The organism is Pontibacter indicus, from assembly GCF_900156345.1.
GTDB classification, from domain to species: domain Bacteria; phylum Bacteroidota; class Bacteroidia; order Cytophagales; family Hymenobacteraceae; genus Pontibacter; species Pontibacter indicus.
The window spans coordinates 242,880-260,955 of record NZ_FTPP01000001.1 but is presented as its reverse complement, the minus strand read 5'-3'; the positions used below and the strand labels follow the sequence as shown (position 1 = coordinate 260,955).

At 37.4% G+C, this 18,076-nt stretch carries 13 protein-coding genes; 11 read left to right on the top strand and 2 right to left on the bottom strand.

Translation table 11 applies throughout. The features are described 5' to 3' along the window. The first annotated feature begins 34 nt into the window (after nucleotides 1–34). The 8 genes from B0B12_RS01110 (at nucleotide 35) to B0B12_RS01075 (ending at nucleotide 9,596) form a co-directional block, all read left to right on the top strand. Nucleotides 35–1,591 (top strand): lipopolysaccharide biosynthesis protein, encoded by a 1,557-nt coding sequence (locus tag B0B12_RS01110; RefSeq protein ID WP_076665674.1) that lies wholly within the window; start codon nucleotides 35–37, stop codon nucleotides 1,589–1,591. Between the two features lie 6 nt (nucleotides 1,592–1,597). After that, entirely contained in the window at nucleotides 1,598–3,022 is a 1,425-nt protein-coding gene (locus tag B0B12_RS01105) for a nucleoside/nucleotide kinase family protein (protein WP_076665673.1), read from the top strand. A 14-nt stretch (nucleotides 3,023–3,036) separates the two neighbouring features. Then, nucleotides 3,037–3,792: a hypothetical protein gene (locus B0B12_RS01100; protein WP_076665672.1), complete on the top strand. Its 756-nt coding sequence runs from the start codon at nucleotides 3,037–3,039 to the stop codon at nucleotides 3,790–3,792. A 10-nt stretch (nucleotides 3,793–3,802) separates the two neighbouring features. After that, nucleotides 3,803–5,098 carry an O-antigen ligase family protein gene (locus tag B0B12_RS01095; protein ID WP_076665671.1) on the top strand — a complete coding sequence of 432 codons (1,296 nt, stop codon included), beginning with the start codon at nucleotides 3,803–3,805 and terminating at the stop codon, nucleotides 5,096–5,098. A gap of 110 nt (nucleotides 5,099–5,208) precedes the next feature. Beyond that, the gene (locus tag B0B12_RS01090; protein WP_076665670.1) at nucleotides 5,209–6,351 is read left to right on the top strand and encodes a glycosyltransferase family 4 protein; all 1,143 of its coding nucleotides are present in this window, start codon (nucleotides 5,209–5,211) and stop codon (nucleotides 6,349–6,351) included. 78 nt (nucleotides 6,352–6,429) lie between these two features. Next, nucleotides 6,430–7,626, top strand: coding sequence for a glycosyltransferase family 4 protein (locus tag B0B12_RS01085; protein ID WP_244554552.1), 1,197 nt, complete (start codon nucleotides 6,430–6,432; stop codon nucleotides 7,624–7,626). After that, a complete protein-coding gene (locus B0B12_RS01080; RefSeq protein ID WP_076665669.1) occupies nucleotides 7,623–8,558 on the top strand; it encodes a glycosyltransferase family 4 protein in 936 nt (311 codons plus the stop codon). Before B0B12_RS01085 ends, B0B12_RS01080 begins: the two co-directional genes overlap by 4 nt. Before the next feature lie 3 nt (nucleotides 8,559–8,561). Then, a complete protein-coding gene (locus B0B12_RS01075; RefSeq protein WP_076665668.1) occupies nucleotides 8,562–9,596 on the top strand; it encodes a DUF354 domain-containing protein in 1,035 nt (344 codons plus the stop codon). Between the two features lie 29 nt (nucleotides 9,597–9,625). On the opposite strand, the gene B0B12_RS01070 is transcribed toward B0B12_RS01075, so the two are convergent. Further along, nucleotides 9,626–10,324, bottom strand: coding sequence for a class I SAM-dependent methyltransferase (locus tag B0B12_RS01070; RefSeq protein WP_076667559.1), 699 nt, complete (start codon nucleotides 10,322–10,324; stop codon nucleotides 9,626–9,628). Nucleotides 10,325–10,579: 255 nt separating this feature from the next. Then, nucleotides 10,580–11,968 (bottom strand): exopolysaccharide biosynthesis polyprenyl glycosylphosphotransferase, encoded by a 1,389-nt coding sequence (locus tag B0B12_RS01065; protein ID WP_083704040.1) that lies wholly within the window; start codon nucleotides 11,966–11,968, stop codon nucleotides 10,580–10,582. Between the two features lie 923 nt (nucleotides 11,969–12,891). Here B0B12_RS01065 and B0B12_RS01060 point away from each other — a divergent pair. The 3 genes from B0B12_RS01060 to B0B12_RS01050 are packed head-to-tail and all read left to right on the top strand — an operon-like array spanning nucleotide 12,892 to nucleotide 18,035. After that, a complete protein-coding gene (locus B0B12_RS01060) occupies nucleotides 12,892–14,631 on the top strand; it encodes a GNAT family N-acetyltransferase (protein ID WP_076665667.1) in 1,740 nt (579 codons plus the stop codon). A gap of 30 nt (nucleotides 14,632–14,661) precedes the next feature. After that, nucleotides 14,662–16,329 (top strand): GNAT family N-acetyltransferase, encoded by a 1,668-nt coding sequence (locus tag B0B12_RS01055; protein WP_076665666.1) that lies wholly within the window; start codon nucleotides 14,662–14,664, stop codon nucleotides 16,327–16,329. 38 nt (nucleotides 16,330–16,367) lie between these two features. Beyond that, nucleotides 16,368–18,035, top strand: a complete 1,668-nt coding sequence (locus tag B0B12_RS01050; protein WP_076665665.1) for a GNAT family N-acetyltransferase — start codon at nucleotides 16,368–16,370, stop codon at nucleotides 18,033–18,035. Nucleotides 18,036–18,076: the final 41 nt, after the last annotated feature.

The following is an 18,076-nucleotide window of genomic DNA, read 5'->3' as shown; positions in this document are numbered from 1 at the left end:
TCACTCCCTCCTAAATCTAATTTTATAACCACCCTTGAATACTAAGCTTACTACACCACCGTCTAAACAGAAAGAGAATTTAAGGCAGAGGGCTTATCTTAATTCTCTTACCAGTTTTATTGATTATGTTGGAGGCCAGATTGTGGGTTTTATTGTAAGTCCTTTTATTGTTGGGGGGCTAGGCAGTTCTATGTACGGTATGTGGCAAATGCTCTCACAAATGACGGGCTTCGCCAATATTGCTGATACCCGCGCCACACAAGTGCTTAAATGGTCTATAGCCCAAAAAAGAGACCTTGCTTCTGACCAAGAGCTAAAAAGCGATCTTACAACCGCACTCGTGGTTACAACCTTCATTCTACCAATTATTCTAATAATAGGTAGCGTTATTATATGGTACGCTCCAAACATTACGCATGCTGCTCCAGAGTATCACAACATTATTCGGATCGCATGCTCACTTCTCCTCTTAACTTTAATTACAAGTAAAGTCTTCGACCTTTTTGAATCAGTGATACGTGGCATGAACATGGGCTATAAGCGCATGGGGTTTCGGGCAGGTATCATATTTTTGGCTGGAGGGCTTAAAGTCTTTGCAATTACTCAAGGGTATGGGCTTATAGGGCTCTCAACCGTAGAATTTTTTACGGCTCTATTAATTGGTACTACGTTCTACTACATCGTAAAAAAGAACATTCCTTGGTTCGGTTTCGCCAAGACAAATACCAGTAAGATTATATCATACAGTCGCTTAAGTGGTTGGTTCATGGCCTCCACTGGTTCTAAAATGTTCCTGCTCAGCAGTGACAAACTACTGCTAGGTTATCTGGCTGGCCCAGTCTTCGTAACAAAATATGCCATTACCCTCTTTACTTCCTACGCACTTCAAGGTCTTATCACCGCGGTAGTAAATGGAGTTATACCAGGTATGGGCGGCCTGTTCGGCAAAGGAGAATACAACAAAGTGCAACGGGCGCGTAAGATGATAATGATATTGAACTGGGTTCTTACAGCTTCATTGGGAGTGGCTATCTTGCTTTACAATAGATCCTTCATATCCTTGTGGGTAGGCGAAGAACACTATGCAGGAAACACTGAGAACCTCCTAATTCTTTTAATAGCTGTACAAGCCATTTTTTTTCAAATTGACAGTTTGATTATTAACGTCAGCCTAGATTTGAAAATGAAAGTTTACATCTCGGTGTTAGCCTCCGCTATTACGATTTCTATGTCTTTCTTCTTAATTGAGCATTATCAAATTATTGGATTGTGCATCAGCATATTGGTGGGTCGCCTGGTGCTATCAGTTGGTTATCCGTTGCTTCTTGGGAGGGTCATGCATATGCAGGTCAATTTCACAGAGTGGAAGCAATTTCAACCTATACTAATTACAGCTTTACTATTTGCCCTCGCAACACACATCGGTCAGTCTATTCTGATCACAAATTGGGTATCACTCATTGCTATCGGCGTGCTATCTGTACCTGCCGTTGGCATAATATTCTGGTTAGTCGGATTGAGAAGGGAAGAACGTGAAATAGTGAAGGAGCTTACTTCAAAAATTGAATTATTCAAACGCGACGACAATTAAGGCCCTATGACAGAATATGTAGTAACAAAAGAATCAGAAAGGCTGCTCCACGAGCTCTTCGGAAAGCAAATCCGTTTTGCGCATTGGAAAAGCAATGGACACCTTCTCAAATCTTTGGAAGGCAAGACTGACCTGGACTTGCTTATTCACCCTGATGATCGTCCTAAATTTGAAGTATGCCTAACCGGACTGGGTTATAAAAAAATAATTAGCCAAGCTTGGAGCTCTTACCCATTAGTAGAAGACTGGCTGGGCTTTGATGAGCAAACGGGTAACCTACTGCATATACATACACATTACGCGCTTGTAACAGGTATACAACATGTAAAGCACCTCTACTTGCCATGGTTGGAGCAATTCTTTCAGCACATTGTTTACGATGCTGCAACTGGTTGGCCTATCCCCAAGCCCGCACTAGAGTCAATCATACTCTTCATTAGGATATGGGCAAAAATGCCTCCTTATGAGCGGATAAAAAGCGATCCTACTATACCTTATTACCTTAAAGATGAATTGGTTTCTCTACTATCAAAAACAAGTCCAGTGGAGATAAGCCAGTTGTGCAAAGAGTTACAACTCAAAGTTCCGAGTGATTTCAATTATACCTTTAGTAGTATTTTAGTCAGCCAAAAATCAGAAGATATACTAAACGTGTCTACCTATTTTTATGACCAACTTAAACCATATTATCGTACGCCCTGGTCCGTCTCACTCCTTAAATCACATCTATATAAACTCCGCATTAAATCTTCACAAGTATCAGCTAGGTTTTCTGGACCCTTCAGGTTTGGCAAAACTTTGGAAAAGGGTGGCAAAGTGATCGCGTTTGTTGGGAGCGATGGTTCGGGTAAAAGTACGCTCACCCGGGACATTCTAAATTGGTTGACTTATAAATTAGATGCCCATTATTTCTATTTTGGAAAGAATCCTTTCATCTTCAGCTATAACAAACAAATAATTTCCAAAACGGATCTGCTCTTTAAGCATGATAAACTTTCTCAAATTTTAAAAAAACTAATTGGCAACTCTTATTATCCAATTCTAATCAGCCGAAAGGTGGAGATGCTGGAGCATGCCAAAAAAATGAGCCTTACAGGTAGTGTTGTAATATGCGACCGCTTTCCTCAACTGGATGTTAAAGGTATGAACGATGGGCCAGCCCTTTTACCTAATTCTTGGTGCGCTGATCTGGAAATGAAGCAATTCATAAAAGTGCGCAACTATGAAGCTGACTTGGTATTTAGACTACTGGTTAGCCCTGAAGTCGCCTGCACCCGAAAACCGGAGCACAATGTGAAAATGATCAAGCTAAAATGTGAAAACATTTCAAAAATATCATTTGGTAACTCTGAAGTAATAGAAATTGACGCTGACCAGCCTTATGAGCAAGTGTTGCTACGTGTCAAGCAGGAGATCTGGAAGCGATTATAGTGTTGTAAAGCTAAATGAAGTCGAAGATAATAGAAGTAATCGGCCCGCCAGGTGTTGGTAAATCTACCATTTACGAAGCCCTGTGCGCTACCTGGACACCTTCCTGTGCCTGGATATATCAGGAGGAGTTGCTAGCTCGACCTAAGCCATCCATAACCCAATTATCTGCTTGGTTAGAGTATAATCTTAGAAAGATAATGGCTAAGCCAAAGGTAAAAAGTATTCCTGTAGAATATGGCCTTCGTTTTTCGAACTCTTATAAAGAACTAGCAAACTTTTGCTGGGAATATCTAACAGACTCTGACATGCCGTTGAATCGACAAGCAGGCAACCGCTTTCGGTCGTCATATTTTCTGTTTAACGATTTTTGCCGCTATCAAGCTATACTTGAACGGATTAATGGGGTTCCATGCCTTTTACAGGAAGGGTTCCTACAGAAGTCATTCCTTCTTCATGAAAGTCCACAAACTATCAAAAGCACTTTACAAACTTATTTATCACTCATTCCAGTCCCAAGTGCTATTTTACTCATTGACACATCAGAAGTAGATATTATTGTAGAAAGATTAATACTAAGGAAGAAAGTAATCGCATCCCACATGAATGCAGATGCTGAACTATTGACTAGTGAGACAAAAAAATGGCGCCAGCTGCTACTCACCTCTGTTGCGGCACTAGAACAGAATGGAGTACAGGTATACCATTTAGACGCTAGCAGACCTGTAAGGGAGAATGTGGCTTTGGCCAGACAGTATTTAAACAGTATTTAATAGTCAAGTTATGATAGAGATATTCTTCTTAGTTATAGAAATTTTCATCATAGGATTTAGCATCTATCTATTCCTTTCTAAGAAAGAGCTGTCAATCATTTACATACCTACGCTTCTGTTTGCCCAGACAGTTATTACTCCGGTACTACCGGCAATGACGTATTATATCATTTTCTCACTCTTCATACTATATTTTGTTTATTTCAATACCTCCTTTCTGCGTGAAAATGTATTCTCCTTCATTTCACTGCTATACTACGGCATACTTTTAGCACAATCTCCAGATATAGAAAGCATTCGAGGCTCCTTATTTTCAGTAACCTGGCTTTTCTTAGCTATACCTCTTACAGCTGCTATTTATAGGAAATTTACCAGAGATGAACTCCTTAAAGAATTATCACAAGCAGCATTTATACTCCTGATAGTATTTGTGCTTAACGTCATCATATCTACCTACACAGGGTATGCACCTAATGCTATGTATGGCATCACGACCGGTATTCTTTATGGCAATCTATATGCAACTGATTTCAATGTGCTTTCCCTTGCCACTTTTGTAGTTCTGCTAAGAGCAGTCAACAAAAAAAGCATTATTTACTTTCTGCTTTTTATCATATCATTCGCCTTCATCACCCTCTCGCTAAGAAGATCAGTCATGGGTTTGGCTGCACTTGGTGTAGCCGTAGCTGTTTTACTACTAATTACACAGCGAAGTATTATCAAAGTTGCTATATTCTGCGGATTGGCAACAATAATAGGTTTTTTCGTAGTAGCTAATACAGGTTTTATGACTGTGCTTATAGAGCGTTATGAACATAGAAACTTAGCAGAACGAGAATTAGAAGAAGAAAAGCGCTTCTTAGAGTACCAGGTTCTATATGAAGATATGTTCATATTTGAAGATTATAGTCCGTGGTTCGGCTATGGTTTATTTAATAGTGCAGGCAACTACGGTAAGGGAATATTTGAGCAGCGAACCTTGCACTCAGACCTTACTAATATGGCACACTCAACAGGTATATTAGGTGTCTTACTCTATATACTTTTGATGCATACTTGCTTCTGGAAAAGTTATAAGGCATCGGCTACCCGATCAGATAAGCTCCTTCTATTTTATTGTGTCATTGTATTCATAGTTTATACCACAACAGGACGTTATACAACTATTGAAAATATCTGGTTTATCGTCCTTTTAGTTATGTTACCTCTTTCTAAAACTTCCGGATTCGAAGAACTATATATTTCACTAAAAAACGATAAACCTGCACTAAAAAAAGACGTAAACCTACTTAAAACCTCTGCTTAAACAAGCAATTACGGCTTAATCGTTACCAGCTATTCTAAAGCTTACTTTTTCTACAAGCAAAACAATCGGCTTGTACAGGAAGGCTATTATCATTTATTAACTTAAAATTTATGTCAAAAATTGTATTTTACGATGACCAGATTATTAATATCCTTCTAACTGAGGAGCGACCATCTGGTGGTGCCTCAGTACAGGCTTATGGATGGATTAAAGGGCTTTTAGAGTATGGTCACGAGGTCTATATAATTACTGATTTAAGTAGAGTGGGCACTTTAAAAGACGAGTGCCGAGACATAAAACTAATTCCCTCTTTTAACTATCAGAAAGGTATACGCTGGTTTAGGTGGCTTTATTACCGTATGCCATACTTATATCGTGAGTTAAAGCGAGTAAAGCCAGATTATTTATACAAAGGTATACCTAGTTGGCATTCCTTTTTAATCGGGATAATTTGTTATCATTTGGACATTAACTTTATACAGCGTATTTCAAATGACTTCCTAATCGATAAACGTTTTTTTAATAGTTACTCAAAAGTTCATTGGGCATTTCAGAATATGGGAATGAGGCTTTCAGATTACATTTTATGTCAAAATGACTATCAGTTTAAAATCATACATTCACAGTTCCCCAAAAAATCAATAAAAAAGTTATGTAATCCCATATGTTTAAGATCCAACGAAATTATGGATGTAACCCATAGAGAGTATATTGCATGGCTAGGTCTGTTTCAATATCAAAAGAACTTGAAGCTCTTATACGAAATAGCCACAAAACTGCCACAAGAGAACTTCCTGATTGCAGGCAAAGAGTCATCCGAAATAGACCCTGATACTATTTATTATCTTGGCAAATTAAAGGAACTGCATAATGTTCAATTCTATGGCTTTATAAAACGAGACCAAGTTCTACCTTTCCTCGCAAAGGCCAAGTTTTTACTAAATACGTCTCATTATGAGGGCTTTAGCAATACTTTTCTCGAAGCAATGGCCGTTGGAACTCCTATTTTAACAAGCACAAAAGTAAACCCGGATGCTATTATCTCAGAATATGATCTTGGTATAGTTTACAATGATGCATCTGATTTAGTGGAGAAGCTGAAAGAGTTACAGTTAGAGAACTACAAGTCATTATCAACAAATGTAGTTGAATATCTCTCCTCAAAACATGATTACAAAATCCTAACACAGGAGCTAATGAAATTCTTGAATAGTCACAAATCAGTTAAGAGCAAAAATTTGGTTGTAACATAGCCTTCTAAGTATTAGGATAATAAGTTACTACTATAACTAATTCTAATATATGGATTTGTAAGAGTAAACAATATAAGAATGCATAAAATGAAAGTCATTCAAAATAAGATGCGTTTGTTATTTTTCATTGGAAGCTTACGTGCGGGAGGAAAGGAGAGACGCTTAGTTGAACTGTTAACTTATTTGCAAGAGAAAGGATGCTATGATATACTGATTTTACTTACTTCAAATTACATTCATTACGAAAGCTTTCATTCTTTAGGCATCAACTGCCAGGTTCTACCAAAAATGTGGAAGCGGAACGATCCGACTGTTGTATACCAATTTTATAAATACTGTAAAGCATTCAAGCCAGATCTAGTGCACTCATGGGGGCAGATGCAGTCTTTCTATACACTACCTACTATTGCACTCGAAGGTATTCCCCTTATCAATAGCCAAATTACATCCGCTCCTCCTAAGATCAATATCTTTTCGATTTCATATGTATTAGATCGTCTCATTTTCAAAATATCAACCGTTATTCTGTCTAATTCCAAGGCAGGCCTAAAAGTATTTAGCCCTCCAATGCATAAGAGCAAAGTGATTTATAATGGCTTAAACTTTAAACGTTTTAAAGGCTTGGCAAACGTATGGGAGACAAAAAAAAGATATGGAATAAGTACACCATATTCTGTGGTTATGGTTGCTTCTGTATCGCCACATAAGGACTATAATATGTTTTTGCGCATTGCCCGCCATGTCACGGCTGTACGCAGCGATATTACTTTTATAGCAGCAGGAGCTTATTTTAAAAATGATCCAACTTACCACTTTATATTAGAAGCAACTGAAGATAATCCTAATATCATTTTTAAAGGAGATATTAATGATGTCGAATCTCTTGTAAATGCATGTGATATAGGTATGTTACTCTCTCCAAATGGTGAAGGCATATCAAACGCAATATTAGAATATATGGCACTGGGTAAACCCGTTATTGCGAGCAATAAAGGAGGAACACCTGAGATTATAGAGCATGGTAGAGGGGGATATTTGGTTCAAGACTATGATGAAGTTGAAACGATTGCCTCTTATGTTACTGAACTAATTGATAACGTAGAAAAGCGGAATGCATTTGGGGAAGTAAACCGGAAAATGATTTTCGAGAATTTTTCTGTTGAAAGAATGGGAAAGTCTTTTGAGCAGGTATACCAATATGCTCTCTCAAACAATCTAGATGTTTTACGTGATACCCTGATCGATACAATAGATAGGGAGGCTATAAAGCAATGAAAGTGCTATTTGTAAGTAGGTCTTCATCTGGAGAACCAACTCCCTTTGTCAAAGAGCAGGCTGATGCGCTTTTTAGGAATCACAACGTTATTATTGATCATTATTTCATTTTGAAAGGTGGATTCAAGGGGTACATGCGGTCTATTTTTGGGCTGCACCATTATATTAAGAAAACAAAACCAGACTTAGTACATGTGCATTATGGCCTTTCTGCCCTCGTAGCCGGACTTAGTAAATGGCTATTTCTTCGCCAACACAAGATTATTACCACCTTCCACGGATGTGACCTAAATAAAAATTCAGAGAGGAAATTTTCGCTTATAGCTGCTAAGCTTTCCTCTCACAACATACTGGTTTCTGAAAGAATGACTCAACATTTCCATGGGCATCATTCAATTGTTCCTTGTGGTATAGACACAAAAATAGAGCTGAAATATAGAGCTAAGACAAGGATAGAAATGGGTTGGTCTCGTCAAGACTTTGTTATACTTTTCTCATCTAGCTTCGATCGAAAAGAGAAAGACCCAGCATTTGCTTTCGATGTAATAAAAAGATTCAGTGAGCTTACTTCTCGTCATGTAAGATTTTTAGAATTAAAAGGGTACGGACGTGAACAACTTACTGCCCTAATGCAAGCTGCAGATGCACTTTTACTATGTAGCTTAAGGGAAGGAAGTCCACAGGTCATCAAGGAGTCCATTTTGAACTCGCTGCCAATAGTGGCAAATGACGTAGGGGATGTTAAGCAGATCTGTGAAGGTGTTGATAACTGTTTCATAGTAGACAAAGAAGTTGATTCCTTTGTAAAAGCCTTGCGACTATTATCTGATAAAGATCCTAGAATTCAAAATAGAGAGCCTGTTATCGCAAAGTTTGACAACGATATCATTTCTGGCAAACTATTCCATATCTATCAAGAAGTACTGAGTTAGCCCATGAAGATTTTAATTGATATCAACCACCCAGCCCACGTACATTATTTTAAAAATTTTTATAAAATAATGATAGAAAAAGGGCATGATGTTTTTATTGTGTCTAGAAACAAAGAAATGGCCCAGCGATTACTCGAGCTTTACGATATTCCTTACATTAACAGAGGAAAAGGAAGGGATGGTAAAGTTGGTAAGTTCATATATTTATTATATGCTGACTTTTTACTGCTCAAACTATCTAGAAAGCTCAAGCCCGATCTATATCTCAATTTCCTTCATCCATACCCGTCACAGGTTGCCAGCATATTAGGCAAGGCTTCACTTGTATTCAGCGACACTGAACATGCAAGTCTGCATCATAAACTTACCGTCCCATTCGCTACAAAAATCTATACTCCTAAGTGTTACAGGTTGGACTTGGGTAGTAAACAAGTGCGATTTAATGGTTACATGGAACTGGCATACCTACACCCTAATTACTTTACCCCAAACCCTACAATACTAGAATTGCTTGGTGTCCAGGAGCATGAGCGTTATGTAATTATCAGGTTTGTCTCTTGGGCAGCAGCACACGACTTTGGGCATACTGGCATGTTACTCGAAAATAAAATCAAGGCCGTTCAACGCATATCAGAACATGCAAGAGTCTTTATTACATCAGAGGGTGATCTGCCACTAGAACTAGAGCGATACCGCATTAATATCCCATTTAATAAAATGCACGATGCATTATATTATTGTAGCTTATTATTTGGAGAGAGTGCTACAATGGCATCCGAAGCTGCAATGCTCGGCACCCCGTCTATTTTCATTGACAATGACGGTAGAGGATATACGGATGAAGAAGAGAATAAATATGGTATTGTATTCAACTTCACCGAAAGTCTAGAAGACCAAGAAAGAGCCATTTGTAAAGCCGAAGAAATATTAATGGATACCAATAGCGCTGCAAAGTTTAGAAAAGCGAGAGAAGAGATTATAAGGGAAAGCGTGGACACAACCCAATTTATGGTTGATGAAGTATTAACATACAGTTAAATCACATAGTATAGGTATGAATATAACTTTTACTTAGCAAGAACTAGTAATGAGTACCCTCCTAATGACTTAACTGTAATATCTTGATTTATCTTAAATAGTGTGCTGCGTAATGCTGATGCAAACTTAGATTTAATGCTGTTATCTGCTAATTCTACGGAACCTGCAGTATAAAAGAAGTCAATAATATCATAACCAGCATCTTGTAAAGTTGCAATAGCTGTCTCCTTCGTAAAAAAATGTAAATGGCCAAGTGAGTTTCTCCAATGCATTAACTTATTTCTAAGCACGCTTTGAGCGGAAATATCTAATGGAATGTGAAAGATACTGTATTCTGCTTTTCCTTTACATTGCTTTAGAAAGTTTAAATAATCATCTACATGTTCGAATACATCCATCATTAATAGCAAGTCAAATTTTGAGTGAACAGTAAGCAAATTTTCATGTTCGAACTTGAGTCTTTCTTTCTCTCTTGGCTTTGCTAATTTTATTGCATCTGCGGAGATGTCATATCCAGTAAAAGCCACTTCTCTACCCATTAATAAGTGCAACTGATTAAGTATCTCACCAGCACCGCAGCCTATTTCTGCTATAGTCTTAATATTGAGCTTGTGTCGTTGCAGCATTTTAAAAATCTGGACTGCTTTCCAGGGGGAATCTTCGACATGCCAAGTTGGATTTTTCAGGAAATAATCACTGTTTTCCTTTGTATAAATTTCTTCTCTCATATTTGTCATACACTATAGGGGTTCCTATTTTTAAGAATTTGAAGTGAATAATTGCTAGCCTTTACTTTCAAAAAAATTGAAAACAGATCATTCAATAAAGTCGTCATAGCAGCTTTACTATTAAAGTTTCATATTTTGCTAGCTTAAGTAAATTGCAAAGAGGCTGTTAAGCACAAATGCCTCCACATCTATTCTGGCTTTATTATATAGAGAAATGTTGATGTGATCGGGTTACTTAAGATTATCCAAATACTATCAAAATACACTATTATGTGTTTTTTTACCAAAGACGGTCAAATAGATTATTTTAAAATCTAATAGAAGAGACCAATTTTCAACATACCACAAATCGTGTTTAGTACGCTGGCTCTTTTGTTCCTTAGTTTCAGTAGGTCCTCTCCAACCGTTAACTTGTGCCCATCCTGTAATACCAGGCTTACAGTAATGTCGAATCATATACTTATCCTCACTTGCCTGAAATTGATGGTTTAAGTAGCTTCTGTGTGGCCTTGGTCCCACTACGCTCATGTCGCCTAACATTACATTTATGAACTGAGGTAGTTCGTCCAAACTGTATTTTCGCAGCAACCGGCCAAACCTAGTAATGCGCTCGTCACCTGCTTTCGTTGAGAGTTTCCCACCTGAAGTTGAGTCACAAACGCTCATGCTTCTAAACTTGTACAGTCTAAAGGGTCGGCCTCCTTTCCCGACTCTGATGGGGCAGTAGAACACCGGGCCTGAAGACTCCAACTTGATTAATACTGCAATTAATGCCAAGACAGGAAAAAGAAGTATGAGTGCTGATGAAGAGAAGATTTTATCAAAAATGAATTTAGCTACAGATGCTAGTTGATTATCAAGAGGTACATGTCTCACATTGATGGCATCCAGACTCCCATAGCGTCTCAACTTATAAGATTGTCCGAATACGCCTTGGAAATCTGGCACGTATTTAACTCTTATACCATGATAATCAGCAGCATTAATTAAGCGTTTTACTTTTTTAGGAACCTTTATAGGCAGGGCAACAATAATCTCATCAACTCTATTACTCATTAGATACTGATTGATTCCATCCAGGTCACCTATTATTTTGTTTTGCTCAACAAAACAATCCTCTTCCTTGCACTTAATGAATCCTTTGATGCTGTGAGAAGAATTACGATTAGTCTGGAGCTGACTTACTACATTATTTGCAGAGCTACCAATACCTGCTATCAAAGTGTTTTTGGTCTGAGCATCAACTATAGTTTCCACAAACCGTGAGAGGAGAAAATTCAGGGGTATACCTATGACAGGTATACCTAAGGTGAATGCAATCAACACATTCCTGCTAGGTGCTAGCGAATCGAAAACCCAGAAAAATAAGAAAGTAAATCCAACGAGTATGATATAGGTCTGAGCATACTTAAAAACTCTTGAATTACTACTATCAACTGAACTAGCATTATAAAGATTTTTCCAATACCCTAGTAAGAACCATAAGAATATAAGGGTTCCAAATAAAATCCATTCCAGTTCAACATATTTTTTATCACTAAAGAGGTATACAGAAATTAAGAAAGACAAAAATAATACAAAAATATCCCGACCAAAATAAACAGAATTGATTATCTGTCTTGACTTAATCATAACCTTCTCCATAATATTTAAAATAATAGCATTTATAGGATAGGCTCATCTTTACACCATACTTTCTTGATTACTGCTAAGACATTATAGGTAAAGTTTAAAGCATAATTTAATCATTTAAGAAAAATACAAATTCCAACATAGGTTATACATATAGCTAGCTATCTATAGCTTAGCGGTAATAGTTATTCAATAATAAAATTAAACCTAAGATTTTTATAACTATATCATGTAATCTTGTAACGTATTTATTAAAAATTGGATTTACTATATTGGTACTTTTTGCAAAATATTTTATTGTAGGAATTTACTCCATTATGATTAGTAAAATAGTTTCATTAAGAACTACGTAAAAGCATAAAATACCTTACAAACTTCAAGGTTTCAGTATTATTAAATAGTTTAGCTTATAGAGAAGACAAATTAATTAAAGAAAATCGCAATAATTAGCCAAGGATGGTTAATGGACTTGAATCAGCTGTGCGCAACCATTATATAGCAATATTAATTATGCCAATATTTTTTTTAATTATGTGAATATATTTTTCGGTAATATCGTATAAGAGACATAATTGCGTTTCGAGGGATGTTAAACTTGTTTGGTTATTTCTACTATATAAATATTATAGCCCATCATACACCTCTGCAAATAGCAATGACTCAATGTTTATAATAAAAATATTATGGGAGGTATACTGCTAATGGGTGGAACATGATGCCAGGGCTACTCTACACTGCTGCCATTGATATTAAATTTGTCATAAATTCAAGATTATACTGCGAGCATTCCATCAACCTTAATACTAGTTCTGATTCCTTGGAATTTCTCAGACTTTATCTGACAGATGATAGTTTTTCCAATAGCCAAATTAACAGGTAAGCATTAACTATTTTTCCTGATTTATCCTCAAACAAATTTTATAGCTATAAGTTCTATGCAACTGTCTACTAGTAATCTAAAAATTTCAACAGCTGATCTAAACAGTGAAGCAATGCCGGTATGCATAGCTGTTGGACAAGATGCTAAAAGATTACTAGCGGATACTGATTTTCAACTTCAATGGGATCGCCTTTATGAAGAATGCAAATGGGCTACAGCTTTTCAAAGTCGCGATTTTGTTTCTATTTGGTATAGTTTAAATGAGTATGAATATACTCCAGTTATTGTCACTGGAGAACAGAATGGCAAATTAAATGGACTGCTAACCATGGCCATTCTTAAAGATAGTAAATCTAAATCTACTTTACGTAATAAGAGATCTCGCCTTGTAAGTGCTGGTAATTATGAAGCCGAATATCAAACCTGGCTTACCAGTATAAGTTTTGAGCATAACTTCATTAACGAAGCATTATCCATTTTAATAAAGACCTTTCCCAAACATGACATATATTTCAGATTTATACCAGCTGGAACATCTGTAAAGAACTTGGCTTATAGCCCGAATTGGGAAAAATTTTGCGTTTTACAAACTATCAGTAGACCACTGATGGAAATGAACAAACCAGAAACAGCAAAGTTGTTTCGCAAGCGAGGTTTTAATCTTAAGCTAAACCGATTAAAGCGTTTGGGAGATATAAAGTTTACACATATTTCAGACCCTGATCAATTCAAAATTATATATCAACAACTTAAGGACCAATATGACTTCCGCCAAGGGGCGATGTTTAATAAAATACATTTCAAAGGCAATTCACAGGCTTCTGAATTACTATTGAAGCTCTTTGATTGTAATTTATTACATGTGACCGTACTAACGCTTAACAATGAACCTATTGCATCAATAGTAGGGGTACAGGATAAAAACTGGGTACATTTGGGAGGCATTAATACCCACTCCCCCTTTTACGCTGCTCATTCACCTGGCTTCGTGCATTTCATTTTACTGGGCCAACTTCTGACAAATGAGAACTCTGTCACCATTTTTGACCTTACTCCGGGTGGTGATGCCTATAAAGAGCGCATGGCTACGAGCCACGATTATGTGTATGAGTTACTTATCTCTTCAAGTTACTTCTATAATCTAAAGCGTCGCATTCGAAAGTTTCTTCATGACCAATTAATCAAATCAGGGTATCGACCGATTAGTATGGAGCTTATACTAACGAAGAAGGCCTACTTATTAAATGCTCGCTTGAAGGGCTTACATCACCGATTATGGTTCAGTAATTCAGGTTATGGTCGATCTGAAATCCAATACCAATCTGATTATACAACTGAGTTGTTGAACCTGAGCACCAATAGCCTTAAAGATCTGCTCTGCTTTGAACAGATAGGAACGCAAACTACCAAATGGGAATTCCTTGAGGAAGCTATGACACGTTTCGAGAATGGGGAGGATGCCTATACCTACACCGAGAACAAACAGTTACTATTTTGCACTTGGATTAAAGAAAAAGATAAAGAGAAGTCTAATAAACAAAGCATATATATACAAGTGCCACTCCTGGAAGTAACCTATTGTCACCCAGCAGTGACTGGAATGCTCCCATCATTGCTTACTAACGCCTACGCGCTAGTAAATGCCCCAGCGCTTAAACTCCCTAACCAAGCAATAATCAGAATAAATGATAATAGACTCTTGAAAGCCTTGAGAGAAAGTGGTTTTAGAATTCGCAAGATTGGAAACGCTGATGGTAGTGTACCATCCTCTCATTCATTAGCCAATACACACTGAAAGTAAAAGAGTACTCAAAACACTTATTTTATGCAAGAGTTAGTCATTCACAAGCATAAGGATCAGTATAGGGTTGACACAGGTATTAGCTCAACAAGCTTATTAATTGGCAAAGAATTCTGGGAGTTATACGCAGATAATAATTTTCAAAAGAATTGGGACTCCTTGTATCGAAACTGTTCTTGGGCTACTGCTTTTCAAAGTAGAGAATTTGTTATGCCATGGTATCAGGTATTTGCTAAAGAATACCTGCCAGTCGTTGTAACTAGCCATATCAATGGTGAGTTATGTGGTCTTCTGACAATGGCACTTCCAAATTCAGGAGCTTCTATTGATCAGTTAGGCCTCAGTAGAATCCAGATTATTGGAGCTGGTGCCTATGAGGCTGAGTATCAGGTATGGTTGGCAGAGGAAGGGGTTGGTGAATTCTTTATAAAAGAGGCACTTTTTTTACTTAAAGAGCGCTTCCCAAAAAGTGATATATTATTTCGCTTCCTACCCGCCCAAACTCCAATTGGCTGGACAAAAACCGAAAAAATATGGCAGAGCTGCTGCGTAATCCAGGAATTCAAAAGGCCGCTTCTTGAGTTGCAGTCTGCTTCTGTTGCACAACACCTGCAAATAACTAGACAGCATAAAACAAAATACAATCGACTTAAACGAACTGGCAACTTAGTATTCGAAAAGATCACAGATTCAGAACAGTTTACCACTGTACTAAATGATTTGGCTGAGCAGTATGATTTCAGACAAGGGGTAATGTTTAATATGAATCAGTTTCGGGAAAACCCTTTTAAGAAAGATTTTCTTATCCAGCTTTTCAGAAACGGGATTTTACATGTTACGATAATGAGGTTGAACAATGAAATTATTGCGGCCATGGTAGCTGTACAAGGCAAAAATTGGGTTCATCTTCAGGGACTTAATACACACTCGCCATTCCATGCTAAAAACTCCCCTGGCATGTTACATTTCTTTATGCTAGGACGTTGCCTTTCTAATGAAGGCTACAATATTTTCGATCTGACACCAGGTGGTGATGGTTATAAGGAAAGGTTTGCAACTGCTTATGATCAAGTATATAGCCTTGTGGTCACAGACAATATACCTTACAGATTAAAACGTCGCGCAAGAAAGCTTATATATGATCGGCTTATAAAGTCAGGTCATAGACCTATGAGCGTCGAACTAAACTTAAAAAAAAAGTTATACACACTGCGACACCAATTTAAGGCGATAAGTCATGGTAACTTTTATCGTTACAAGAAAGCTGATGCTAGTCATTACCTTTATAAAATACCACCACTTCTTTCTTCGAAAATTCCGATCAGCATTAACAGTTTAAAAGACTTGTTGAATTTTGAAACAGGCGGCACCCATGTCAGTAGATGGGAGTTTTTGGAAGATGCTATGCGTCGATTCGAAAACGGGCAACACACCTATACCTGGGCAGAAGGGGGACGACTGTTATGCTGTGCCTGGTTATATACTACAGAGAGCCAACATAAGTACGCATGCTTTGAGATAAATTATTGTCATCCAGAGGTACGAGAACATCTTCGGGAGTTTCTCGCAAAAAGCGAAACTGTAGCTGCAATATACCATAAAGCTTATCTTCCCTATGTAATCAAGGCTACTGAAAAACAAATATGCAAAGCTCTCGAATTGACAGAAAATATCCAAAGCTTTAAATTTTAGTAAATCCATCCTTAGTCACAATATGCAAGCTCAAACCGATGTTAACAATTACTGAATCAGCGATAACTCTGCAAGATAAAGTTGAAATGGCAACTGGTGAAGAAGCATTTCGGCTTATTCAGGATCAAACATTTATTAATAAGTGGGATGCTTTGTACAAATCGTGTCCTTGGGCAACAACATTTCAATCACTCCCATTTGTAAAAACATGGTATGAGTTGTATAGCAGCCGCTTTCAACCTGTTATAGTTTGCTATTGGCAAAGCGGTGAACTCACAGGTTTAATTTTCTTGGCGCATAGTAGTAGCGACAATAAAATTAAAGGTGCCGGTGGCGACATTGCCTATTACCAAACTTGGCTCACTTTGGATCAAAGCAATTTTTTTATTAAAACATCAATTAGAAAGTTACGATTACTTTTTCCCGGCCATACCATTTCATTTGTTCAGTTACCGCCGCATACTCCGATAGATTGGGTAGAGGATGACTCAGATTTAAAAAAAATTTGCACTATTAAGAAAGTATCTCGCCCATTGGTGGTCTTAAAAGATAAAAGTGTTGAAAAGCTGTTGAGAATAAAGGATTTCAAAGCAAGCTGCAACCGGCTTAAACGTATTGGTAACTTAACTTATGAGAGGATTTATGATCTTCAATACTTTTGTGATGTTTTAGATGTACTTACTTATCAGTATGATTTTCGTCAGGGCGCAACCATAAATTGGACACCGTTTTTAAAAAATCCTCTGAGAAAACAGCTGTTGATCGAGATGTTTAAGCAAAATCTATTGCACGTAACTCTGCTTAAATCAAACGATGAAATTATTGCTTCTTTAGTTGCAACCTTAGGTAAAAACAACTGGATACATGGAGTAGGCCTCAACAGCCACTCCCCTTTCTATGCCAGCCACTCACCAGGATTTGTTTGCTTTGTAAAATTTATACAAATGCTCGCTCATGAGGGATATGATACATTGGACTTAACCACTGGTAATCAGGCCTACAAAAGGAGACTAGCAAACGGATATGATCAGGTTTATGAGCTGATTGTGTCTGACAAATCGAGATCAGTAGCTAAGGAGATTTTGCAAGACAGTTTACTTAAGCTTCTTAAACCACAATTCAAAGGACTGTTTAACCAGTATAAAACATATTTTTCACAAGCCAAGCAAGAATTTGAAGTCGTTAGGAACCAAGGTATATTGCCCTATTCTATGCACAAATTAAATAATAGGAAGCAACAATTATATGATTTTAAAACAAATCAAGAACCTGACAATTCGGATTGTACTGCAATAATAAAAAGGTGCAGCTTGTTAGATTTACTATCTTATGATCAAACTCAAGGCTTCATAAGTCGGCAAGGGTTTCTGAGGGATGCTATGAAGAGGTTTGAGTTAGGAGAGCAGTCCTTTACATGGGTAGAAGGAGGAAAGCTTCTCGCTTGTGCTTGGTTTCTAGGCCCAATTAGATCTATAAAGGATAGACGTCCTTTTATACTACCGGAGGGCGGCGCAATTATACATGGCATCTATTGTCACCCGCAAGCTAACGAAAGATTAGACTTATTCTTAAATGGCGTGAGGTCGGAAGCGCGCAAAATAAATCATCAAGCAGATATCTATGCCGTCGTTTCCTCTCCAGTAGCTAAGCGAAGCAAGATAATAAGCAAATCAACCGCGACACTACATGTTAAGATTGGTCAATAGATGTCCTAGCAATACGTGTTACAACTATCAAATATTGAATA